Origin of the sequence: Streptomyces sp. NPDC048644 (genome assembly GCF_043199105.1) — a bacterium.
Classification (GTDB): Bacteria; Actinomycetota; Actinomycetes; order Streptomycetales; family Streptomycetaceae; genus Streptomyces.
Window position 1 is genome coordinate 24,486 of record NZ_JBICVO010000005.1, and the last position, 22,585, is coordinate 47,070.

Genomic DNA, 22,585 nt, shown 5'->3' on the forward strand with positions numbered 1-22,585 from the left:
GAAAGGTTTTTTCGTAATGTGGATACCTTGTTAGCGGTCCGCGCCCTCGGGGGCGTCATGCACGACAGGGCATGGGGACGACCGCTCCGAGCTGTCGAGGCGGGAGGCCATACACATGAAAGATGACGGGGGATCCGCACCGAACTTCTCCGGTTTACTGCGCCGGCTGGAGTACTTCGTCGTCGTGGCCGATGAACTTCACTTGGGGAGGGCGGCCCAGCGCTGCCAGGTGAGCCAGCCCACCCTTTCCCATCAAATGAAGGTGCTGGAGGAGGAGTTGGGCGCCAAGCTGCTGAGCCGCGGCAGCCGCCGGATGTCACTGACCCCTCCGGGCGAGGCGCTCCAGGAGGAAGCACCGCTGCTCCTGCAACGCACCTACGCGATCAGGGCCCGGATCAAGGACGCAGCCGCGGGGCACCGGCGCCCGATACGGGTCGCCTTCAGCCTCTCGGGACACGCCCTGCTCCAGCGGGAGATGGTCGCGGAGTTCCGCGCACGCAACACCGCTCCGGTCTCCGTCGAATCCGGCTGGTCGGAACGGAACATCGGCCTGGTGCGCGCGGGCCAGGTCGACTTCGCCTTCGTCAGGCCGCCCGTCGAGGCGGACGACCTGCGGCTTTCCGTGGTGGGCGACTCGGAGATCGTCAAGGTGCTCCCGGGGAGCGAGGCGGCGGGCCGCGCGGCGGAAGGGAAAACGGACCAGGACCTTCCGCTCCTCATGTGGCCCAGACCGCAGGCCCCCGGGCTCTACGACACGGTCCTGGACGCCATCCGGCGGGAACGCTCCCCCCAGGTCGCATGGGAGGAGCCCGACTACATCAACCTCGCCGCCGCCGTGGGCTCCGGCGCCGGCATGTCGTACATGGACCGCGGGATCGCCGAGTGGCTGAGCCTCAGCGCGGATCTGCGCGTCCGCCCGCTGGCGCCGCCAGGGCTACGGACGGACATCGCCGTGGTCTGGCGCCATGACCAGGAGCTGGCGGCACGGTTCATCGCCGCGTGCCGCCGGGTCGGGAGCGCGCCCGGCGCGGACCTCGGCTCCCTGGTGCGGAGGGCGACCGGCGCCGTCGTCCGCGGAGCACAGGCCCCGCCACCGCTACGGACCGCCTCCGCGGACGCCGCGCGGGCGGCGGCGGGCCACCGGGACCGGCCGGCCCATCAGGACACCGGCCACGCTCCCGTACCGCGGCCCCGCGCCCGCCCGTAAGCCACCCCGCCCGCACCGGAAGGAGAACTTCAATGAACTGCTACGACTGTCATGCCTCCGAAAAGGCCGAGACCTCCGCGGTCGCCATGTGCCACTGCTGCGGCTCCGGCCTCTGCCCCGACCACCTCCACATGACCCGCCCGGTGGTCCACCGCCTGAACGGCATGGGCGTCGCCCACGGCCCCGCCCCGGCCCGGCAGCTCCTCTGCGCCACCTGCCACACCGCCCAGTCGACCGGCCTGCCCGCCGCCTAGGGTCCGGTGCGGGTGGCGGTCCCGGCCCAACTCCCGCACCACTACGGAACGTTCAGCATGCTCCGGGGGCGCCACGTCAGGCCCTTGCCGCGGCGCCCCCGGAGAAGGACACGCCCGAGCTGACGAAGCCGCCCGGCCGGTGCCCCCTGGCCGGCGGCCCGGTCAGGTCGTCCGCTGGGCGCGTTCGTAGAGCGGCCCGGTGACGTCCGAAGTGAACTGCGGGCCGACGAGGTGCCGGACGCAGCCCGGGGCGTCGTCGGCGCAGACCTGGCCTGCGCTGTCGAAGAAGCCGCTCGTGGTGTTGTCGCCGACCACCGTGCCAAGACCCGACTTCGGGTCGAAGCCGGCTATCCGCGGGCCCCCGCTGGAGCCGCCGCCCATCACACACGCGGTGCCCCACTGATCCTTCGGCTCCGGCCAGTCCGGGGTGCCCGGGTATTCCTTGGCCTGACCGGTGCAGTACGCGAGCCGCGCTCCGGTGTACTCCGGGAGCCCTTCGCGCGCCGGGTCCGAGGCCGCGCGCGGATATCCGAACTGGTACACCGGACGGTCGCCCGGCTCGTCGAGCCCGATCTTCTGTGCGGCACCGACCACGTCCTGGAGCCGCCCGCCCTGCGCGTCCCGGTTCAGCACCACGAACGCCTGGTCGTACCCGTCGAACTTCTCCGAGTGCTGCGCGTCGTTCTTCAGCCAGGTGGCAGCCGCGACCCCGAGGCGGCCGACGAACTTCCCGTAGGGCGCCGCACCGTCGTGGTACCCGGGGACGAACATCATGTGCGTCGACCACTGGTTGTCCTCGCCGAGGAGGTTGCCGTTGTTCACGCAGTGCCCCGCCGTCACCACGGTGCTGCCGTTGGCGCTGTCGACGACGGTGGCGGTGCAGCTGCTGTCCTCGCCGTGATCGGTGAAGAAGAGCCGGCCGACCGTCCGGGTCAGGGCACTCCCGCTGGTCCACGGCGCACCGTCGGGCCCGCTCCTGGGCGGGTTGTCCGACGGCTTCCCGTTCAGCGCCGCGATCCGCTGCGGCGTCCAGTAGTCGAGTACGGCCTTCTGGTCGGCTTCGCCGACCGCCTGGTCGTGGACGGCCACTTCGGCGGGTGCGGTCGCGGGCCGCGGGCCCGACGGCGCGGCCGACGCGGGTGCCGGCAGTGCCGTCCCCAGGGCGAAGACCGTCACGGCCAGAGCCGCCGTACGTCGTAGCTGCCTGCCTGCCGGGCGCTGCTGACCGCCTGCGCGGTCGAAGAGTGTGGTCATGCGCGGAGAGTATGGACCAGGGGTCAGAAAGCTGTCAGGAAGTGGTCAGCAAAGCTTGAGCCGGGAACGGGCCGGTGAAGAAGTCGTTCCTGAACACCCGGGCCCTTCACCCATCCTGGTGGCCGGTACCGGCCGAACGGCGTTGACGGCTTCCCCGTAGATCCCGGCGGGATGCCCGGAATCAAAGGTCCCGCACTGCCGATGGGCTTCCCGGATACCGTCATCCCGCCACTTGCCCCGGTACCCGGTGACATTTCCGGCCCGGATTCCTCTTGGATACGCGCCCGCCCGGCGGAAGAAAAGGGGCCCGGTGCTCCCACGGTGCTCCCAAGGGCACGGGAGCGGGGCAGGCATCCAGCTGTTTGTGCAGGTCAGGCGGTATGTACTGGGCAGTGCCCGGAGCCGGACTTGAACCGGCACGGCCCGAAGGCCAGCGAGGTTTAAGCTCGCCGTGTCTGCATTCCACCATCCGGGCCTGGGCTCCCCCACGACACCTCAAAGAGGGCAGCACGAGCGTAGCCCGCAGGGCACCACGCACTTCGGCCAGCGACCCCGAGGTTGTCTTATTTTATTGGCAACTGAGGGAGCATCAGCAACGGGTACAGGCCGTTGTCACATGCCTGGTGGCCCCCTCCGACGCAACCATCCGAAACGCATTCCGTGCCCGAATTGACGGAAAGTCGATGCCTGTCCGACAGCCTCCGGGGGCGCCGCCTCCAGGCGCGTACGGGGCGCGTTGTACGTCGGCCGTCCTCGGGGTCGTTCTCCTCCCCAGGGATGACGGCCGACGGGACGGCTACGCCCCAGGGCTGCCCCAGGACGGTCACACGGGTTGACGTCCACGCCGGTTCCGCGGGCCGACGATGGAAGGGCCCGCCGGTACGCCCGGCGGACCGTCCGTACCGCCGCCGTCCGACAGGAGCACTTCCCCGTGACCACCACCCACTCCGGCGTCTCCACCGCCACCCGCGCCACCGCGGTGGCCGCCCGCGCCACAGATCTCACCAAGGTCTACGGGCAGGGTGAGACCCAGGTGGTCGCCCTGGACGCGGTCTCCGTGGACTTCCGCCAGGCCCAGTTCACCGCGATCATGGGCCCCTCCGGCTCCGGCAAGTCGACGCTGATGCACTGCATGGCGGGGCTGGACGCGATATCGGGCGGCTCGGCCCGGATCGGCGACGTCGAGCTGACCGGTCTGAAGGACAAGAAGCTCACCCAGCTGCGCCGCGACAAGATCGGCTTCATCTTCCAGGCGTTCAACCTGCTGCCGACCCTGACGGCGCTGGAGAACATCACGCTGCCGATGGACATCGCGGGCCGCAAGCCGGACCGCGCCTGGCTGGACCGCGTCGTCGAGACCGTCGGCCTGGCGGGCCGCCTCAAGCACCGCCCCAGCCAGCTCTCCGGCGGCCAGCAGCAGCGCGTCGCGGTCGCCCGCGCCCTCGCCTCGCAGCCGGAGATCATCTTCGCCGACGAGCCCACCGGCAACCTCGACTCGCGCTCCGGCGCCGAGGTGCTCGGCTTCCTGCGCAACTCCGTCCGCGAGCTGGGCCAGACCGTCGTCATGGTCACCCACGACCCGGTCGCCGCCTCCTACGCGGACCGCGTGGTCTTCCTCGCCGACGGCCGGATCGTCGACGACATGCCCGACCCGACCGCCGACATGGTGCTGGAGCGCATGAAGGGTTTCGACGCCAAGGGGCGTACCAGCTGACCCGCAGCAGCCGCCGCCCGTACTTCGGACCTCTTCTTCAGGACTGACACACCCATGTTCCGTACCGCCTTGCGCAACGTGCTCGCGCACAAGGCCAGGCTGCTGATGACCACCCTCGCCGTGATGCTCGGCGTGGCCTTCGTCTCCGGCACCCTGGTCTTCACCTCGACCATCTCCGACGCCCTCCAGTCCAGCGCCCAGAAGGGCTACGACTCCGTCGACGTCGCCATCCAGCCGCACCGCTCCGACAGCGCGGCCGGCAACCCCGGCGCCGCACCCGGGCTCAGCCACAAGCTGCTCGACAAGGCCGGGAAGCTGCCGGGCGCCGCATCGGCCACCGGCAACGTCTCCGGCTTCACCGCCGTCGCCGACAAGCACGGCAAGCTGATCGGCAACGGCTTCTCGACCCTCGGCGGCAACTACTACCCCGGCGCGGACGGCAAGGACGCCCGCTACCCGCTGCGCGACGGCGCCGCCCCCCAGCGGGCCGGCGAGATCGCGCTGGACGCCAGGACCGCGGACCTGGCCGGCTACCGCGTCGGCGACACCGTACGGATCTCCGTCGACGGACCCGTCCGCGAGGAGAAGCTGACCGGTGTCTTCACCACCGACGACGGCGCGGTGTCCGCGGGCGGCAGCCTCGCGCTGTTCGACACCGCCACCGCGCAGCAACTGCTCGGCACCCCGGGCACGTTCGACGAGATCGACGTCAAGGCCGCCCCCGGCACCTCGCAGCACGCGCTGAAGACCGCGGTCGACGCGATCCTGCCGCACAACGCCGCCGAGGCCACCACCGGCAAGCAGCTCGCCGACGACCAGGCCGAGCAGATCGCGCAGAGCATGGAAGGCATGAAGACCGGCCTGCTGGCCTTCGCCGGCATCGCCCTCTTCGTCGGCGTCTTCATCATCGCCAACACCTTCACCATGCTGGTCGCCCAGCGCACCAAGGAACTGGCGCTGTTGCGTGCGGTCGGCGCCAGCCGCCGCCAGGTGACCCGCTCGGTGCTGATCGAGGCGTGCGTGGTCGGCGCCGTCGCCGCCGTCGTCGGACTCGCCGCCGGCATCGGCATCGGCGCCGGGCTGCGCGCGCTGATGAACGGCACCGGCGCCACGGTGCCCGACGGCCCGCTGGTGGTCTCCCCCTCGACCGTCCTGACCGCGCTGGCCGTCGGCATCGTGGTGACCGTGCTCGCCGCCTGGCTGCCGGGCCGCAGGGCCGCGAAGATCCCGCCGGTCGCCGCGATGAACAGCGTGCACGCCGCCGCCACCACCAAGTCGCTGGTGGTCCGCAACACCATCGGCGCGCTCTTCGCCGGCGCGGGCACCGCGGCCGTCGTGGTCGCCACGGGCATGGACGACGGCAAGGCCCTGATGGGCCTGGGCGCGGTGCTTCTGCTGATCGGCGTCTTCATCCTGACGCCGCTGCTGTCCAGGCCGCTGATCGCGCTGGCCTCGCCGGTCCTGCGGATGTTCGGCATCTCCGGCAAGCTCGCGCGGCAGAACGCGGTGCGCAACCCGCGCCGTACGGCCGCCACCGCCTCCGCGCTGATGGTCGGGCTGACCCTGATCACCGGTCTGACGGTGATCGCCGGCAGCGTGCAGAAGGGCATCGACAAGATGGCCACCGACTCGCTGAAGGCCGACTACATCGTCTCGATGGCCGGGATGACGCCGCTCTCGCCGGACGTCGCGAAGAAGATCGGCACCCTCGACGAGGTCACCGCCTCCAGCCCGCTGCGCAACTCCCCCGCCCGCATCGGCTCCGCCACCGAGTACCTGACCGGCGTCAACGGCAAGGACTTCGGCAAGCTCACCCGCCTCGACTTCACCAGCGGCGGCCTGTCCGGGCTGCACGGCGACGCGGCCGTGGTGGACACGGACACGGCGAAGGAGAAGGGCTGGCGGGTCGGCTCGCACGTCCCGGTGACGTTCGAGGACGGCAAGAAGGGCGCACTGACCGTCTCGGGTGTCTACGAAGGCAACGAGATGATCAAGGGCATCATCCTGGACAACGGCGTCCTGGCCCCGCACCAGAAGCACGCCGCTGACATGCAGGTGATGGTCAAGACCCAGGCCGGCGTCTCCGAATCCACCAAGGACTCGCTGGTCAAGGCGCTGGGTGACAACCCCGCCATCTCCGTCCAGGACAAGAAGGACGTGTCCGACGGCATCGCGCAGACCATCAACCTGATGCTGAACATGCTCTACGGTCTGCTGGCCATGGCGGTGATCGTCGCGGTGCTCGGCGTCGTCAACACCCTGGCGATGTCGGTCTTCGAGCGCTCCCAGGAGATCGGCATGCTGCGCGCCATCGGCCTGGACCGCTCCGGCATCAAGCGGATGGTGCGCCTGGAGTCCCTGGTCATCTCGCTGTTCGGCGGGGTGCTCGGCATCGGCCTCGGCGTGTTCTTCGGCTGGGCGGCAGGCGAGCTGATCTCCGGGTCGCTCGGCACCTACGAACTGGTGCTGCCCTGGGGCCGGATGGGCCTCTTCCTGGCCCTGGCCGCACTGGTCGGCGTGCTGGCCGCGCTCTGGCCCGCCCGCCGCGCGGCCCGGCTGAACATGCTGGCGGCGATCAAGGCGGAGTAGCCACCGCCTCGTTACGGATGAGGGCCCCCGCACCACGAGCTGTGGTGCGGGGGCCCTCATCCGTACAGCGGTGGGGCGGCGGCCTCAGCCCCGCCACTCCCGCACCCGCAGCGGCAGCCCCGACGCGCCTGATTCCGGCGTACGCACCGCGAGCACCTGGTTGATCCCTATCCGGTTGCGCTCGAAGGACAGCGCGGACGCGGCCATGTAGAGCCGCCACACCCGGGCCCGCCCCGGAGACGTCAGCTTCACCGCCGCGCTCCAGTGCTTCTCCAGATTGGCGACCCAGCGGCGCAGCGTCAGCGCGTAGTGCTCGCGCAGCACCTCGACGTCCCGCACCTCGAATCCGGCGTCCTCCAGGGCCCCGGTGGTCCGGCCGACCGGGGCCAGCTCGCCGTCGGGGAAGACGTACCGGTCGATGAACTCGTCGACGTGGTACGCGTCTTCGTCCTCCAGGGGCCGCCGGGCGATCTGGTGGTTGAGCAGCCGGCCGCCCGGCTTCAGCAGGGCGTACAGGGCGCTCGCGTACTCGGCGTAGAGCGCCCGCCCGACGTGCTCGGCCATCCCGATCGAGGAGATCGCGTCGAACGGCTCGTCGTGGATCTCGCGGTAGTCCTGCACCCGGATCTCGATACGGTCCGCGAGCCCGGCCTCCGCGATGCGCTTGCGCCCGTAGGCGGCCTGCTCATCGGAGAGGGTGATGCCGACCGCCCGCACGCCGTACTCGCGGGCGGCGTGCAGCACCATCGAGCCCCAGCCGCAGCCCACGTCCAGCAGCCGCTGGCCTTCCTTGAGGCCGAGCTTGCGGCAGATCAGGTCGAGCTTGTCGCGCTGGGCGTCCTCCAGGGAACCGTCGGGGCCGTCCCAGTACGCGCAGGAGTAGACCATCGACGGGCCGAGCACCAGCTCGTAGAAGTCGTTGCCGACGTCGTAGTGGTGGCTGATGGCTTCCTTGTCGCGCAGCAGGGTGTGCAGCGGGCCGCGGCGGTGCCTGGCCTCCTCGGCGGGCGGCGTCGGCGGGATCGGGGCGCCCGCCAGGGTGACCAACTCCTTGGCTGCGGCCCGGATTTCGGGGCGTGCCAGGGCGCGCAGCAGCGGCGCGCGCTGCGGGGCGGGAGCCGCGGTGCCGCGCTCCCAGATCAGCCCGGCCAGCTGGTCGAGGGCTTCGTAGAGGTCGCCTTCCACCTCGATGTCGCCGGCCACCCAGGCGCGGGCAAGACCCAGCTCGCCCGGCTTGAACAGCAGGCGGCGCAGCGCCCTGCGGTTGCGGAAGACGAGTACGGGTGCGCCCGGAGGGCCGGACTCGCTGCGGTCCCAGGCGCGGATACGGACCGGGAGGGGTGCTCCCAGCACCTCCTCGGCGAGCTTGGTGAGCCGTCCAGCGGCGTCGGCCATGTCGCACACCTCCGTGTTGACGTGGGGCAAACAAGTTTCACCCACCACGTAAACGCCAATTGGGCGCCGAAATAGTCCCGTTCCCGCGTAAGGGAACAGCAAAAGGCACGGCGCACGCTACGGCGCACACGCCGAAGGGCGCCCGCCCCACGGATGGCGGACGCCCTTCGGGCTGGTCGGATGACCCCGACCGAGGTATCAGGAAGCGTTGGCCTTCGGCTTGTCGGCCGCGGGCTTCGGCGCCGGCTTCGCCGCCTCGTAGAACTCCTCGCGGGGGTTCTGCATGGCGCTGAGCGACACGACCTCACGCTTGAGGAACATCGCGAGGGTCCAGTCGGCGAAGACCCGGATCTTGCGGTTGAACGTCGGCATGGCCATGCCGTGGTACGCGCGGTGCATATACCAGGCGAGCCGGCCCTTGAGCTTGATCTTGGTCTTGCCCAGGACGATCATCGCGACGCCCTTGTGCAGACCGAGACCGGCGACCGCACCCTTGTTGGCGTGGCTGTAGTCCTTCTGCGGGAAGCCGCGCATGCCGGACACGACGTTGTCGCCGAGCACCTTGGCCTGGCGCAGCGCGTGCTGGGCGTTCGGCGGGCACCAGGCGTTCTCGTTGCCCGCCTTGCGGCCGACCATGTCCGGGACCTGGGCGTTGTCGCCGGCGGCCCAGATGTAGTCGGTGCCCTGCACCTGGAGGGTGGTGCCGGTGTCCACGTGGCCGCGCGGGCCCAGCGGCAGACCGAAGCGGGACAGCGCCGGGTTCGGCTTGACACCGGCGGTCCACACCAGGGTGTTGGAGTCGACCTCAAGGCCGTTGTTCAGCACGATGTGGCCGTCGACGCAGGAGTCCATGCCGGTCTTGAGGTAGACCTCGACACCGCGGCCCTCAAGGTGCTCCTTGCCGTAGGCGCCGAGCTTCGGGCCCACCTCGGGGAGGATCTTGTCGGCGACGTCGACCAGCAGGAAGCGCATGTCTTCGCGCTTGACGTTGTTGTAGTACTTGGCGGCGTCGCGCGCCATGTCCTCGACCTCGCCGACGGTCTCCGCACCCGCGAAGCCGCCGCCGACGAACACAAAGGTCAGCGCCTTGCGGCGGACGTCTTCGTCGGTCGTGGAGTCAGCCTTGTCCAGCTGCTCCAGAACGTGGTTGCGCAGGCCGATGGCCTCTTCCACGCCCTTCATGCCGATGCCGTTCTCGGCCAGGCCGGGGATCGGGAAGGTACGGGAGACCGCGCCCATCGCGATGACCAGGTAGTCGAAAGGCAGCTCGTACGCCTCGCCCACCAGCGGGGCGATCGTGGCGACCTTGCGGTCCTGATCGATGGTGGTCACCCGGCCGGTGAGCACCTCTGCCTTGGGCAGCACGCGTCGTAGCGGAACCACGACGTGGCGGGGAGAGATGCTGCCGGCCGCAGCTTCAGGGAGGAAGGGCTGGTACGTCATGTACGAGCGCGGGTCGACGACCGTGACGGTCGCCTCGCCGTACCGCATCTTCTTGAGGATGCGGCGTGCCGCGTACAGGCCTACGTACCCACCGCCTACAACGAGGATCCTGGGACGCTCCGTGGTGCTCATGCAATCGAGTATCCACCCCTGCTCGGGGGGTCGCTCGTGAGCCCCTTCACAAGCACTCGGGGGGTATCTGCTACACTCCGCCACCCCCGTGACGGACGCCATAGCGCATCACGGGAACCACTGGGCCGGGCAAGGCGTTGGATACCCCTGTTGATCAGGGATTGTGAACGCACGGGCGGCTGAACCACACACCCCGTAAGCACGGACAAGACCCTCCGGAACCCGGACTTTCACCGGCTCCAGAGGGCCTAGGACCTTCGAATGAGGGCCCTAGGACCGCTTTGTTCGGCCATCGGGCACTTTTTTCATGTGAAGAGTTTCACGAACTTTCCCGCCGGCCCCGCACCGCGAGCCCCCCAGGAACCCTCAAACCCCGTTTCCCGGCGCTCGGATGGACCCCGGCGCGCTCGGAAACGGACGGCCCAGGGGGCTGACTCCCGGACCCCGTCAGGCGAGGCTCCGGGCGTCCCGTCGGGCATCACCTTCAAAGCGTCATTCATTTCCCGGAGCGTGTACACAAAGAAGCGTACACTTCCCTTATGGCTGAGAGCACTGTGACCGTACGGGAAGCCCGTGCACACCTGGCGGACCACATCAATCGTGCCGAGGAGGGCTCACCTACGGTGATCACCCGCAATGGCATACCGGTGGCAGCCGTGGTGCCGATCGCGGACTTCGACGCGCTCGAGGAGGCGGCCGATGTACTGCTGGCCCGGGAAGCGGAAGCGGTCCTGGCCGAGGGCGGCCCGACCGTGACCATGGCTGAGCTGCTGGCGGACCTGTTCGCCGAGCGCTCCGAAGGCGCGGCGTGAAGTACGCGTTCCGATTCACCACAGCGGCACAGCGGCAGCTTCGAGCCATCGACCGGCCTGCCGCCATGCGCATCCTGGCCGCGCTGACCGCGCTCGGCGACGATCCGTACCGCGAGGACGCCGACATCAAGAAGCTCACCGGCCCGTCGGGCCTCTATCGGCTTCGGGTCGGCAACTACCGGATCGCCTACCAGGTCGAAGACGACGAACTCATCATCCTCGTTGTCGAGGTCGGCGACCGGCGCGACGTCTACCGCAACATCTGAGAGCGGACAGCCCGGAGCCCGAAGGATCCGTCCGGGCTGTCTCGCCAGTTGGAGGGTCACTCGTCGTCGAGTGCGGCGTGCCAGCCGATCCCGTCCAGGATGTCGTGTTCGCTGACGACGACCTCCGCGGCGCCGGTCCGTTCCATGATGGCGAGCAGGACGAGGGCGCCGGCGGCGATCACGTCGACCCGGCCTGGGTGCATGACCGGGCTCGCCGCGCGCTCCGCGTGGGTGGAGGCGAGCAGCCGGGCGGTGATCTCCTGGACCCTGGCCAGCGGGATCCGCGCGTGGTGGATGGCCTGCGAGTCGTAGTGGTCCAGGTCCAGGGCGAGGGCGGCGACGGTGGTCACCGAGCCCGCCAGGCCCACCAGGGTCGCCGCTTCGGCCAGCGGTACGGCCTCCTCGGCGTGGTCGAGTGCCGCGTCGATGTCCGCTCGTATCGCGGCGATCTGCTCGGCGCTCGGCGGGTCGCTGACCTCGCCGTCCCGCAGCAGGTGCCGCTCCGTCATCCGGACGCAGCCGATATCGACCGACCGCGCGGCCCGCACGGAGTCCGAGCCGAGCACGAACTCGGTGGAGCCACCGCCGATGTCGACGACCAGGTACGGCTTGGTGAGATCGGTGCGGCCGGTCAGCTCCTTGGTGGCGCCGGTGAAGGAGAACTCCGCCTCCTGGTCGCCGGTGATCACCTCGGGCTCGACGCCCAGGATGTCCAGCACGCCGCGGACGAAGTCGTCGCGGTTCTCGGCGTCCCGGGAGGCCGAGGTCGCCACGAACCTGACCTGCTCGGCGCCCAGTTCCTTGATCACCGCCGCGTAGTCCCGGCAGGCGGCGAAGGTGCGCTCCAGCGCCTCGGGCGCCAGCCGCCCGGTGCGGTCCACGCCCTGGCCCAGCCGGACGATCTGCATCCGGCGGTCCAGCTCCTTGAGCTCACCCGTCGCCGGATCGGCGTCGGCGACCAGCAGGCGGATGGAGTTCGTACCGCAGTCGATGGCGGCTACCCGCTTCATTCCGCGTCTCCTTCGGGGGCGCCGGCGTCCCGCGCCGCATCCGGGGTGTCCTGGCACGGCGAGACGCACGGGCCCTTGCGCCACCACTCCGGCAGCATCGCGATGGCCTCGTCGCCGAGCGGGTTGACGCCGGGACCTGCCGCCAGCGAGTGGCCGACCAGGACGTGCAGGCACTTGACCCGGTCCGGCATCCCGCCGGCGCTGGGGAAGCCCTGGAGCACCTCGATGGCGTCCCTGCGCCGGATGTAGTCCTCGTGCGCGGCGCGGTAGGCGGCGGCCAGTTCGGGGTCGGTCGCCAGCCGCTCGGTCATCTCCTTCATCACGCCGTTGGCCTCCAGCGTGCCGATCGCGGAGGCCGCGCGCGGGCAGGTGAGGTAGTAGAGCGTGGGGAAGGGCGTGCCGTCCTCCAGGCGCGGGGCGGTCTCGACGACGTCCGGCTGTCCGCAGGGGCAGCGGTGCGCGATGGCCCGCAGGCCGCGCGGCGGGCGGCCCAGCTGCTCCTTGAAGGCGGCGATGTCAGCGGCGGTGGGTTCGGTGGGCTCGGTCTGGGGCGGGGCGGTGTCCATGTGCGCTTTCGGTGGGATCGGGGTCCGCGGGCGGGCGGGGGCCGGTGCGGCACGTGCGCCGCCTGCGGCGGGGACAGGTCGGGTCGGGGCGGGCGGGACGGTCCGGTCGGTCACCTCTTGTCGGCCGAGTCGACGCCGTCCCAGAGATTCTTGTACCAGGGCCGCTCGGCCGCCCCCGCGCCCTTGCGCCCGGCGCCCGTACCGGCGCCGGTGCCGTCCTGGACGAGGTAGCCGGTCTCCCCCGGCCTGACGAAGTGCAGATGCAGCCTGGCCTGCTGCTCGACGTACGCGGGGTCCTGCCAGCGCGCCTTCTCGTCGCGCAGCCGGTCCAGCGTCCGGCCCGCTTCCTGGGCCTTGCGGCGCTGGTCGGCGATGTCCGAACGCTGCGACACGTACTGCCTTATCGGGTACGCGAGCGCCACGACGAGGGAGCACATCACCAGGGCCAGCAGGGCGGCGCGGCCGGTCAGCCGGTTGCGGCGGGGCCGCCGGGCGCGGTAGACGCGGGCCGCCGCCTGTTCACCGAGCGCCTTGAGCCGGGTCGCGGTCGAGAACCGGTCAGCGGGCACGTCGCCTCCCCTGGATTGCCGTCTTCGCGGAGGTACGAACGTACGCTCCGCGGCCACGCTCCGCGCCGGTCCTGGCCGTTCGGAGACAAAGCCGTCCCCGGCAACGGTACGGGACCGCTGCCGGGGACGCTGCGAGGCGGGACGCCACGCTCGGGCCGATCGGCCCTGCCGTTCCGGTCAGTTCGCGGGGCGCCGCGGCTGATCGGTTCGCAGGGTGCTGTGCCTGATCAGTTCGCGGGGCGCTGTGCTTGATCAGTTCGCAGGGCGAAACCGGGGGAAGGCGGAGCGGCCGGCGTAGACGGCGGCGTCGTCGAGGATCTCCTCGATGCGCAGCAGCTGGTTGTACTTGGCGACGCGCTCGGAGCGGGCCGGGGCGCCGGTCTTGATCTGGCCGCAGTTGGTGGCGACGGCGAGGTCGGCGATGGTGACGTCCTCGGTCTCGCCGGAGCGGTGCGACATCATGCACTTGAAACCGTTGCGCTGGGCCAGCTCGACGGCGTCCAGGGTCTCGGTCAGCGAGCCGATCTGGTTGACCTTCACCAGCAGCGCGTTGGCGGAATTCTCCTCGATGCCGCGGGCCAGGCGCTCGGGGTTGGTGACGAACAGGTCGTCACCGACGAGCTGGACCTTGGCGCCGAGCTTCTCGGTGATGACGTGCCAGCCGGCCCAGTCGTCCTCGAACAGCGGGTCCTCGATGGACACGAGCGGGTAGTCGGCGACGAGGCCCTCGTAGTACTCGGTCATCTCGGCGGCCGAGCGGTCCGAGCCCTCGAAGGCGTACTTGCCGTCCTTGTAGAACTCGGACGCGGCGACGTCGAGCGCCAGCGCGATGTCCTGGCCGGGGACGTAACCGGCCTGCTGGATGGCCTCCAGGATCAGGTCGAGCGCCTCGCGGTTGGAGCCGAGGTTCGGGGCGAAGCCGCCCTCGTCACCGAGACCGGTGGAGAGGTTGCGCTCCTTCAGGACCTTCTTGAGGGTGTGGTAGACCTCGGCGCCCCAGCGCAGCGCCTCGGAGAAGGACTCCGCGCCGATCGGGGCGATCATGAACTCCTGGATGTCGACGTTGGAGTCGGCGTGCGACCCACCGTTGAGGATGTTCATCATCGGGACGGGCAGGACGTGCGCGTTCGGGCCACCGAGGTAGCGGAACAGCGGCAGGTCGCTGGCCTCGGACGCGGCGTGCGCGACGGCGAGGGAGACGCCCAGGATGGCGTTGGCGCCGAGGGAGCCCTTGTTGTCGGTGGCGTCCAGGTCGAACATGGCCTGGTCGATCAGCCGCTGCTCGGTCGCGTCGTAGCCGACCAGCTCCGGGCCGATCTGCTCGATGACGGCGAGGACGGCCTTCTCGACGCCCTTGCCCTGGTAACGGCCGGGGTCGCCGTCGCGGAGCTCGATGGCCTCGAAGGCGCCGGTCGAGGCGCCGGACGGAACCGCGGCACGGCCGGTGCTGCCGTCGTCGAGGCCGACCTCGACCTCGACCGTGGGATTACCTCGCGAGTCGAGAATTTCGCGGGCTACGACGACGTCGATGGACGGCACGTTGTCTCCTTCATGGGTGTCTGGAGTTCTGCAGCACGAGCCTAACGGCCTGTTGCCGTTCCGCTCGCCCTCAGCCCCCTCGGCGGGAGGAAGAGTGACCCAAAGGCCCAGTTCGCAGGAGTTCGGGCAGCTTCGTCCGCCGGGCGGGAGAGCAGCTGTAAGGGGCGGTCACGTCGCTGTGTCCGGCACCAGGGTACGGAACGGAGAGACCCCGCCGCGGCGCGATGCGGGGACGAACGCGCCGGACGGGGTATCCCGCGGGGAGAAAACGGGCAGAGCGGGATGAGTAGGAGCGAGAGGGAACTCAATGCGCATTGCGTGCATTTGATGCAGCCCGGGAGATATGAGCGAACTCCCGGGCGCGCTCCGGCTCTTCGGCCCTCGCCGCCTCCCGGGCGAGCGGTTCGCGCGGACCGCCGTACGCGCGAACCGCTGCGGTCATCCGGGAGGAGGCACCGGGCACGGAGCCCTCAAGGCCCTGCCAGGGGTGGGCTCAGATGCTGAGCTTCTGGCCCGGGAAGATCAGGTTGGGGTTGCCGCCGATGACGGACTTGTTGTTCGCGTAGACGGACTTCCAGTTGGTGCCGTGCGCCTTGGCGATCTTGGCGAGGGTGTCGCCGGACTTGACGGTGTAGTTGCCGTGCGGGTCGGACTTCGGCACCGGCTGGGACTTCTGCTGCTGCGGGGCCGGAGCCTGCGGGGCGGGGGCGCTCTTGTGCTGCGGGGCCGGGGTCTCGGCCTTCTGCTGCGGGGCGGCCTTGGTCGTGCCGGAGCCCGAGGAGGTGTCGACGCTGGCGGCGGGGCCACCGGAGGTCAGGTTGCCGGCGCCGGCGCAGGACCAGGCACCCGGGCCCTGGATGGCGAGCAGCTTCTCGGCGGCGGCGATCTGCTGGCTCTTGGTGGCCAGGTCGGCGCGGGGCGCGTACTGGGTACCGCCGGCGGCGGCCCAGCTGGACTGCGAGAACTGCAGGCCGCCGTAGTAGTTGTTGCCGGTGTTGATCGACCAGTTGCCGCCGGACTCGCACTGGGCGACGGCGTCCCAGGTGGCGACCGAGGCGGCGGAGGCGGAGGAGGCGCCCATCAGCGGGACGGCCACAGCGGCACCGGCGACACCGGCGAGGGTGGCGACGCGGACGGCCTTGGACGGACGACGGTGCTTGCCCTTGTTGATCAGCATGGTTCGTTTTCCTCACCGACGCCTACGAGGTGAGCTGTCGGGTTCGGGCTGTGAGCTGCCCGGCCGTGTGTGCTTCACACACGTCTTCACCCCAAGCCGGCTGACCCGCTTTCACGGGCGGGGCCGGCACTTACCTTGGTTCCCCCGCTCCTGCCTTCGGCGCTTGCGCGTCGACCGCCTTCACCCACCGGCAGGATTCGGCGTGTGAGCGAAGGGCCCGCTTTGGCGAGCGGTCCTGACCGTAGACATGAACCCCTGTGCGGTTCAAACCCCGTTTTCTGCACCCAGTTGACCGCCAATAACCGCAGAGCGCTCATATTTCCGCAGGTAGGGCGCGGTATGGATTCAGTGGACGGGTCGGACACCGCAGGCGTCAACGAGAGCCATGTCTCACTTTCACCAAAAGGGGCAAAAGCCGACTAACTACCCGCTCAGCGCCCGAGATCGAGATGCTGTCCGGGGTGGATGAGGTCCGCGTCGGAGCCCACGACCTCGCGGTTGCGCTCGTACAGCGCGGGCCAGCCGCCGGGCAGCTCCCGGGCCTCGGCGATGGCTGACAGGCTGTCACCGGGGCGCACGGTGTAGTCGCCGCGAGCCGGCTGCGTACGCTCCCCGTCACCCCGCGAGGCGTGCCGCCCCGAGGTCCTGCCGCCGTCGTCCGTACCCTCGCCGCCGCGGTGCTTGCCGGGCGGCGTCGGGTCGGGGCTCCCGCTGCCGGGCGTCGCGGAGTCGCCGGAGCCGTCGGACGCGTCGGAGTCGCCCGCGCCTGGCGCCTCGTGATCGCCGTTCGCGCCCTCGCCCTTGCCGTCGTGGCCGCTGCCGTCGCCCTCGGTGTGCCCGGAGTCCGGTGCACCGGGGCGGGGGGTGGCGTCGGACGGGTCGGTGGCGGGGTCGTGCGAGCCCGAAGTACCGGACGGGTCCGAGGTGTCCGACGGGTGCGACGGGTCGGACGGGTCAGGTGAGGGGGGTGAATCGTGTGAACCGGAAGTATCGGTCGGGTCGGCCGGATCGGTCGCGTCGTCCGTGCCGCCTGCGCCCTGGCCGTCGTGGTCCGTGGGGGCGGGGGTCGGCGCGTCGGTGCTGCCCGGATCGACGTCCGGTGCGCGGCCTCCCCGGGAGAGGCCGGCGTCGACGGCGCAGCCCGGCCAGGCGCCTGGGCCACGGTCGTCCAGGATCTTTTCGGCCACGGCTATCTGCTGGGCGCGGCTGGCCATGTCGGGGCGCGGCGCGTACGCCAGGCCGCCGTACTCCTGCCACAGGTCCGCGGTGAGCCGGAGACCGCCGTAGCCGTCGCCTGACGCACCGCTCCACACCCCGCCGCTCTCGCACTGGGCGACGCGGTCCCAGGCGGCGGTGTCGGCGGCGTGTGCGGAGCCCGCGCCGAGCAGTGGCATGGCGATGCCGGCGCCGGCCACTCCCGCCGTGACAAAGAGGGCCGGTGCCTGACGGGGTCGACGATGGCGGCCGTTCCCGGAGCGCATGCGGTTGCCTTTCGAGCGGCGTTGAGTTGTCGCACCGGCGGATGCCGGCCGGCCGAGGCTTCGGCGCGGCCGTCCCGCCGGGGCGGTCGAGCACAGGTTCGGTCGAAAGGTAGCCGGGCTCACGGGTCGTCACAAGCCGGTGTAGCGGAGATCACGTAGAGGTCACGTAGCTGACGCACCGTCAAGAAATCGGCTGTCACGGCCCTCATCAGGCACGTCGCCGAGCCGGTAGCAGACCGGCCCGCGCGGCCGTCAACCGGGCCCGCCGCCGGGCCGGTTCCCGGCCCCGTCACGGTGCCGGGGTGAACTCCACCGGGAGGGACCGCAGTCCGCGCATGATGAGCCCGCCGCGCCAGCGCAGCTCGTCGGGTTCGGCCGCGAGCCGGATGTCGGGCAGCCGGGTCAGCAGCGTCGCGAGGGCGGCCTGGCCTTCGAGCCTGGCGAGCGGGGCGCCCAGGCAGTAGTGGATGCCGTGCCCGTACCCCAGGTGCGGGTTGTCGCGCCTGGCCAGGTCGAGGGTGTCGGGCTCGTCGAACCGCTCGGGGTCACGGTCGGCGGCGGCCAGCACGACGAGTACGGGGTCGCCCTCGGCTATCCGCGCCCCGCCGATGGTCAGTTCCTCGGTGGCGAACCGCCAGGTCGCCAGCTCCACCGGGCCGTCGTAGCGCAGCAGTTCCTCGATGCCGGTGGCGAGCAGGCCGTCGTCGCCCGACGCCAGGGACTTCTGGAGCAGGGCGCGCTGTTCCGGGTGGCGCAGCAGGGCGTAGGTGCCGTTGCCGATGAGGTTGACGGTGGTCTCGAAGCCGGCGAAGAGGAGGATGAACGCCATCGCGGCCACCTCGTTCTCGGTGAGGTGCTCGCCGTGGTCGGACGCGCGGATCAGGCCGGAGATGAGGTCCTCGCCTGGGGCCGCCTCGCGGGGCAGTTCGGCGCGCTTGCGGTGGATCAGCTCGGCGAGATAGCCGCGTATCTTCTTCACCGCCTTGGCCACGCCGCCGCGCGGCCCGCCCGCCTGGCCCGCCTTGGTGTGCCGCAGCATCATCCCGGCCCAGTCGCGGAAGTCGTCCTGGTCCTCGCGCGGTACGCCCAGCAGGTCGCAGATCGCGTAGATGGGCAGCGGGAAGGCGAACTCGTGGATCAGGTCGGCCTCGCCGCGGGCCGCGAAGGAGTCGATGAGCGCGTCGGTCAGCTCCTGGACGCGCGGGGCGAAGGCGGCGACCCGGCGCGGGGTGAACGCCTTGGAGACCAGGCGGCGCAGCCGGGTGTGGTCGGGCGGGTCGATGTTGAGGAGGTGGGTCATCAGGTTGGCGCTGCGCTCGCCGGGGATGCCGACCTTGCCCTTGCCGTGCGCGGCCTCGCTGTGGTGCACCGGGTTCTTGGAGAGCCGGCCGTCGGCGAGCGCCTGCCTGGCGTCGGCGTACCGCGTCACCAGCCATGCCTCGACGCCGCTGGGCAGCGCGGTCCTGCGCACCGGCGCGTGCTCCCGCAGCCAGGCGTACGCCGGGTAAGGATCGGCGGCGAACTCCCAGGTGAACAGCTCGGGGGCGGGCGGCGGCGCGGAGGCTGCGGGGCAGCGCGCGGGCGGGCCCGCGGGGGCGGCGCCGGGGACGGTGTCGGGGGTGGTGTCGGGCTTGTCGTGCACCTTTCGACGGTAACCGCTGCGGCGCCCGCGCCTCGCCGGGCGCCCGCGCCGTACGCCCGCGCCCCGGCCGCGCGGGCCGTGCTCACCCCGGGTCCACCCCGAGGCCCGCCAGGAACGCGGCGGCTGCGGGCGACGGGCCGAGCGCCTGCCACACCACCCGCTCGATGCGCCGCGGCGCCGGGCGGACACGGACGACGTGCAGCCCGGTCAGCTCCCCCGCGATGCCCTCGGGCACCATGCCGACCCCGAGCCCCGCGCGCACCAGCTTCGCCAGGAGTTCGACGGTGGTCACCTCGAAGGCCACGTCGGCGTTCAGCCCCGCGGCACGGAAGGCGTCGTCGCGCTGCCTGCGGGCGGCCGAGCCCGCCGTGAAGTCGACGAAGGTCTCCCTGGCCAGCCGCGCCAGACCGGTCCGCTCCTGCCCGGCCAGCGGATGGCCCGGCGGCACCACCGCGACCAGCTCGCCGCGCGCCAGTTCCCTCTCCCGTACCCCGGTGACCCGCGCGCCCGGCACCAGGCCGACGAAGGCGACGTCCAGCGCGCCCTGCCGCACCTTCTCGATCAGCTCGTCGCTCATCTCCATCCGGAGGCCGACCCGCACCTGGGGATAGCGGGTGCGGAACGCGCCCAGCTCCTGGGCGAGATCGACGGCCGACAGGGTCGAGATCGCCCCGACCGCGAGCTGCCCGCGCACCTCGCCCGCGACCGCCTCCACCTCGGCGCGGGCCCGCTCGGCCGACGCCAGGGCCTGCCGGGCGACCGGCACGAACGCCTCGCCCGCCGCGGTCAGCCGCACGCTGCGACTGGTGCGCTGGAAGAGCCGGGCGCCCAGCTCCTTCTCCAGCCTGGCGATCTGGTGGCTGAGCGCCGACTGCACCACATGGCAGCGCTCGGCGGCCCGGGTGAACCCGCCGGTCTCGGCGACCGCGACGACGTACCGCATCTGCTGCAACTCCATCCGCGGAGGATAACGATCCATCGCGATCGGCGATGGATGCGATGACGACAGTGTGTTGGACTCATCGATGCGCAGCCCGCAGGCTGGGACCGTCCGCCACCGGGGGGAGGCGGGCACGGAAAAGAACCAACTGGCAGGAGGGGACATGGAGTCCGAGGGGGAGGCGCCGCGCACGGCGCCCGAAGCGGCGAGTGCCGCGCAGGCGGTGCCACCGGCGGCCGGGCCGCAGCGGCTGGGCCGCGGCACGCTGCTGCTGATGTCGGTCGCCACCGGCCTGTCCGTCGCCGGGAACTACTTCGCCCAGCCGCTGCTCGACGTCATCGGGCAGGATCTGGGGCTGTCCGCGTCCGCCGCCGCGCTGGTGGTGACCGTCGCCCAGATCGGCTTCGGCCTCGGGCTGCTGCTGCTCGTGCCGCTCGGTGATCTGCTGGAGCAGCGCCGTCTCGCGGTGACGCTGTGCGTGGCGACGTCGCTGTTCCTGACCGTCACGGCGAGCGCGCCGAACGCCGCGCTGCTGCTGACCGGCACCGCGCTCACCGGCCTGGCGTCGGTCGCCGCGCAGGTGGTGGTGCCGTACGCGGCGACCCTCTCAGCTCCCGAGGAGCGCGGCCGGACGGTCGGCACGGTCATGACCGGGCTGCTGCTCGGCATCCTGCTGGCCCGCACGGCGGCGGGGCTGCTGGCCGAACTCGGCGGCTGGCGCACCGTGTACTGGGTGAACGCCGTGCTGATGCTGCTGATGGCGGTGCTGCTGCGGCTGCGGCTGCCCGTCCTGCACACCACGGCGGGGCTGCGCTATCCGGCGCTGCTGCGCTCGACGCTGGCGCTGTTCGGACAGCAGCCGGTGCTGCGGTGGCGGGCGGCGCTCGGCGCGCTGGCGTTCGGGACGTTCAGCGTGCTGTGGACGGCGCTGGCCTTCTTGATGTCCGGGCCTTCCTACGGCTGGTCGGAGTCGGCGATCGGACTGCTGGGGCTGGTGGGCGCGGCCGGTTCGCTGTCCGCTTCGGCGGCCGGACGGCTGGCGGACCGCGGCCTGGTGCACCGGGTGACCGGCGCGGGGGCGGTGCTGCTGCTGGGGTCCTGGGGACTGCTCGCGGCCGGCGGTGCGGGCGGTACCTGGGCGCTGGTGGCCCTGCTGGCCGGGGTGATCGTGCTGGACCTGGCCGTGCAGGCGGTGCACATCAGCAACCAGAACCTCGTCTACGCGGTCAGCCCCGAGGCCCGCAACCGCCTCAACTCGGCCTACATGACCGCCTACTTCGCCGGCGGGGCGGTCGGCTCCGCGCTCACCTCCGCGGTCTGGAGCGCGGCCGGCTGGTCCGGGGTGTGCGCGGTGGGCGCCGCGCTGTCGGCGGCGCTGGTCGTGGTGTGGTGCGCGGAGCGGCTGAGCGACAGGCGCCGGGGCGGTGGCGGGACGCGGACCGGGGCCGTGGCGGGCGCGCCCACGGCCGCCCCCACGACCGCCCCCACAGCCGCCTCTTCGGTCACTCCGTGACGGTGTCCCGCCCCGCTCCCGCGCCGCCCTCGGCCGCCAGTACGGCGTCGCGGTAGGCGCGGGCCGCGGCCCGCAGCGCCGCCTCCGGGTCCACCCCGTCCGCCTCGGCCCTGATGGCCAGCGCCAGCAGGGCGTAGCCGACGCCCTGCCCGTCGGGCGGTGTGACGTCGAGGCCCGCGGTCCGCACCCGGGAGGCGAGCTTCGCCGCGAGCGCCAGTCCCGGCTGGGCCACCGGAACGCCTTCGGTCACCGAATCCCGCTGCTTCTCCTCGGCCTTCGCCCGCAGCCAGTGGGCCTTGACCTCCTCGGGGGTCTCGGCGCTCTCGGCACCGAAGACGTGCGGGTGGCGGTGGATGAGCTTGTCGACGATCGTGCCCGCGACGTCGTCGACGGAGAACGGTGCGTCGGGGTCGTCCTGGGCGATCCTGGCGTGGAAGACGACCTGGAGCAGGACGTCGCCCAGCTCCTCGCGCAGTGCCTCGCGGTCGCCCTCCTCGATGGCCTCGACGAGTTCGTACGCCTCCTCCAGGCCGTACTTGGCGAGGTCTTCGTGGGTGCGGATGCCGCTCCAGGGGCAGGCGACGCGGATCCGGTCCATGACCTGGACGAGATCCAGCAGCCGGGCGCCGGGAAGGTCGTAGGAGCCGGGCAGCAGCTCCAGGTCGGGCATGGTCTCGCGGCCCGACCCGGCCAGCCTGGCCAGTCCGTCGGTCAGCGCGCTCTCGCCGTCGGCCGAGGTGAGGACGACGACCGTACGGTCCGCCGCGACGCAGTGGTCGACCAGCTCGCGGGCGGTCGGTACGGCGGCGTCGACGGTGATGCCGGCCTCGCGGAGGTAGGGCAGCTGCGGGTGTTCCGTGTCGGCGCACAGCACCGCGTCGGCGGCGCGCAGCGTCTGCCAGGCGTTCCAGGACAGCAGGCCGGGGGCGACGCGGTGGCTGGTGGTGAGCAGGACGAGGCGTCCGGTGCCGCCGCCCTCGGGGCGGGCTTCGGCGCCGGCGTCGGCGGAGGAGGCGTCAGCGTTCACCCCTTGAACGTAACGCACGCCACTGACAACGCCCCGCGCCGCCCGTGCCCGCGGG

19 protein-coding genes, 1 tRNA gene and 1 riboswitch are annotated in these 22,585 nt (G+C 71.5%); of the genes, 7 read left to right on the top strand and 13 right to left on the bottom strand.

Annotated features, from left to right (window positions below):
* Window positions 1-115: 115 nt before the first annotated feature.
* Entirely contained in the window at window positions 116-1,207 is a 1,092-nt protein-coding gene (locus tag ACGFNI_RS12510; protein ID WP_393683111.1) for a LysR family transcriptional regulator, read from the top strand.
* Window positions 1,208-1,239: 32 nt separating this feature from the next.
* On the top strand, window positions 1,240-1,461 hold the full coding sequence (locus ACGFNI_RS12515) for a DUF2180 family protein (protein ID WP_393683113.1): 222 nt from the start codon (window positions 1,240-1,242) through the stop codon (window positions 1,459-1,461).
* Window positions 1,462-1,623: 162 nt separating this feature from the next.
* On the opposite strand, the gene ACGFNI_RS12520 is transcribed toward ACGFNI_RS12515, so the two are convergent.
* The gene (locus ACGFNI_RS12520; protein ID WP_393683115.1) at window positions 1,624-2,715 is read right to left on the bottom strand and encodes a trypsin-like serine peptidase; all 1,092 of its coding nucleotides are present in this window, start codon (window positions 2,713-2,715) and stop codon (window positions 1,624-1,626) included.
* Window positions 2,716-3,108: 393 nt separating this feature from the next.
* Window positions 3,109-3,190, bottom strand: a tRNA-Leu gene (locus tag ACGFNI_RS12525).
* 456 nt (window positions 3,191-3,646) lie between these two features.
* Between ACGFNI_RS12525 and ACGFNI_RS12530 the strand changes: the two genes are divergently transcribed.
* On the top strand, window positions 3,647-4,429 hold the full coding sequence (locus ACGFNI_RS12530) for an ABC transporter ATP-binding protein (protein WP_393683116.1): 783 nt from the start codon (window positions 3,647-3,649) through the stop codon (window positions 4,427-4,429).
* A 54-nt stretch (window positions 4,430-4,483) separates the two neighbouring features.
* The gene (locus ACGFNI_RS12535; protein ID WP_393683118.1) at window positions 4,484-7,018 is read left to right on the top strand and encodes an ABC transporter permease; all 2,535 of its coding nucleotides are present in this window, start codon (window positions 4,484-4,486) and stop codon (window positions 7,016-7,018) included.
* A gap of 84 nt (window positions 7,019-7,102) precedes the next feature.
* Here ACGFNI_RS12535 and ACGFNI_RS12540 read toward each other — a convergent pair whose 3' ends face one another.
* Both ACGFNI_RS12540 and ACGFNI_RS12545 read right to left on the bottom strand, forming a co-directional pair.
* Window positions 7,103-8,413, bottom strand: a complete 1,311-nt coding sequence (locus ACGFNI_RS12540) for a class I SAM-dependent methyltransferase (protein ID WP_393683120.1) — start codon at window positions 8,411-8,413, stop codon at window positions 7,103-7,105.
* A gap of 198 nt (window positions 8,414-8,611) precedes the next feature.
* Window positions 8,612-9,988 (bottom strand): NAD(P)/FAD-dependent oxidoreductase, encoded by a 1,377-nt coding sequence (locus ACGFNI_RS12545; protein WP_393683121.1) that lies wholly within the window; start codon window positions 9,986-9,988, stop codon window positions 8,612-8,614.
* Window positions 9,989-10,527: 539 nt separating this feature from the next.
* Between ACGFNI_RS12545 and ACGFNI_RS12550 the strand changes: the two genes are divergently transcribed.
* Both ACGFNI_RS12550 and ACGFNI_RS12555 read left to right on the top strand, forming a co-directional pair.
* Window positions 10,528-10,800: a type II toxin-antitoxin system Phd/YefM family antitoxin gene (locus tag ACGFNI_RS12550; protein ID WP_393683123.1), complete on the top strand. Its 273-nt coding sequence runs from the start codon at window positions 10,528-10,530 to the stop codon at window positions 10,798-10,800.
* A complete protein-coding gene (locus tag ACGFNI_RS12555) occupies window positions 10,797-11,066 on the top strand; it encodes a type II toxin-antitoxin system RelE/ParE family toxin (protein ID WP_393683124.1) in 270 nt (89 codons plus the stop codon). Before ACGFNI_RS12550 ends, ACGFNI_RS12555 begins: the two co-directional genes overlap by 4 nt.
* A 56-nt stretch (window positions 11,067-11,122) precedes the next feature.
* On the opposite strand, the gene ACGFNI_RS12560 is transcribed toward ACGFNI_RS12555, so the two are convergent.
* The 8 genes from ACGFNI_RS12560 to ACGFNI_RS12595 form a co-directional block, all read right to left on the bottom strand.
* The gene (locus ACGFNI_RS12560) at window positions 11,123-12,076 is read right to left on the bottom strand and encodes an exopolyphosphatase (RefSeq protein ID WP_393683126.1); all 954 of its coding nucleotides are present in this window, start codon (window positions 12,074-12,076) and stop codon (window positions 11,123-11,125) included.
* On the bottom strand, window positions 12,073-12,642 hold the full coding sequence (locus tag ACGFNI_RS12565; protein ID WP_393683127.1) for a DUF501 domain-containing protein: 570 nt from the start codon (window positions 12,640-12,642) through the stop codon (window positions 12,073-12,075). The genes ACGFNI_RS12560 and ACGFNI_RS12565 overlap by 4 nt, the downstream gene beginning before the upstream one ends.
* Window positions 12,643-12,752: 110 nt before the next feature.
* Window positions 12,753-13,211 (bottom strand): septum formation initiator family protein, encoded by a 459-nt coding sequence (locus ACGFNI_RS12570; RefSeq protein WP_393683128.1) that lies wholly within the window; start codon window positions 13,209-13,211, stop codon window positions 12,753-12,755.
* A 252-nt stretch (window positions 13,212-13,463) separates the two neighbouring features.
* Window positions 13,464-14,750 (bottom strand): phosphopyruvate hydratase, encoded by a 1,287-nt coding sequence (gene eno, locus ACGFNI_RS12575; protein WP_393683130.1) that lies wholly within the window; start codon window positions 14,748-14,750, stop codon window positions 13,464-13,466.
* Window positions 14,751-15,243: 493 nt separating this feature from the next.
* A complete protein-coding gene (locus ACGFNI_RS12580; RefSeq protein ID WP_393683131.1) occupies window positions 15,244-15,927 on the bottom strand; it encodes a transglycosylase family protein in 684 nt (227 codons plus the stop codon).
* 4 nt (window positions 15,928-15,931) lie between these two features.
* A riboswitch (cyclic di-AMP (ydaO/yuaA leader) is annotated at window positions 15,932-16,140 on the bottom strand.
* A 218-nt stretch (window positions 16,141-16,358) separates the two neighbouring features.
* On the bottom strand, window positions 16,359-17,342 hold the full coding sequence (locus tag ACGFNI_RS12585; RefSeq protein ID WP_393683133.1) for a transglycosylase family protein: 984 nt from the start codon (window positions 17,340-17,342) through the stop codon (window positions 16,359-16,361).
* Between the two features lie 355 nt (window positions 17,343-17,697).
* A complete protein-coding gene (locus tag ACGFNI_RS12590; RefSeq protein WP_393683134.1) occupies window positions 17,698-19,050 on the bottom strand; it encodes a cytochrome P450 in 1,353 nt (450 codons plus the stop codon).
* Window positions 19,051-19,132: 82 nt separating this feature from the next.
* The gene (locus tag ACGFNI_RS12595) at window positions 19,133-20,008 is read right to left on the bottom strand and encodes a LysR family transcriptional regulator (RefSeq protein ID WP_393683136.1); all 876 of its coding nucleotides are present in this window, start codon (window positions 20,006-20,008) and stop codon (window positions 19,133-19,135) included.
* 145 nt (window positions 20,009-20,153) lie between these two features.
* On the opposite strand from ACGFNI_RS12595, the gene ACGFNI_RS12600 reads away from it, so the two are divergent.
* Window positions 20,154-21,503: an MFS transporter gene (locus tag ACGFNI_RS12600; RefSeq protein WP_393683138.1), complete on the top strand. Its 1,350-nt coding sequence runs from the start codon at window positions 20,154-20,156 to the stop codon at window positions 21,501-21,503.
* On the opposite strand, the gene ACGFNI_RS12605 is transcribed toward ACGFNI_RS12600, so the two are convergent.
* Window positions 21,493-22,530, bottom strand: a complete 1,038-nt coding sequence (locus ACGFNI_RS12605) for a nucleoside triphosphate pyrophosphohydrolase (protein WP_393683140.1) — start codon at window positions 22,528-22,530, stop codon at window positions 21,493-21,495. The two genes, ACGFNI_RS12600 and ACGFNI_RS12605, sit on opposite strands and share 11 nt — an antisense overlap.
* Window positions 22,531-22,585: the final 55 nt, after the last annotated feature.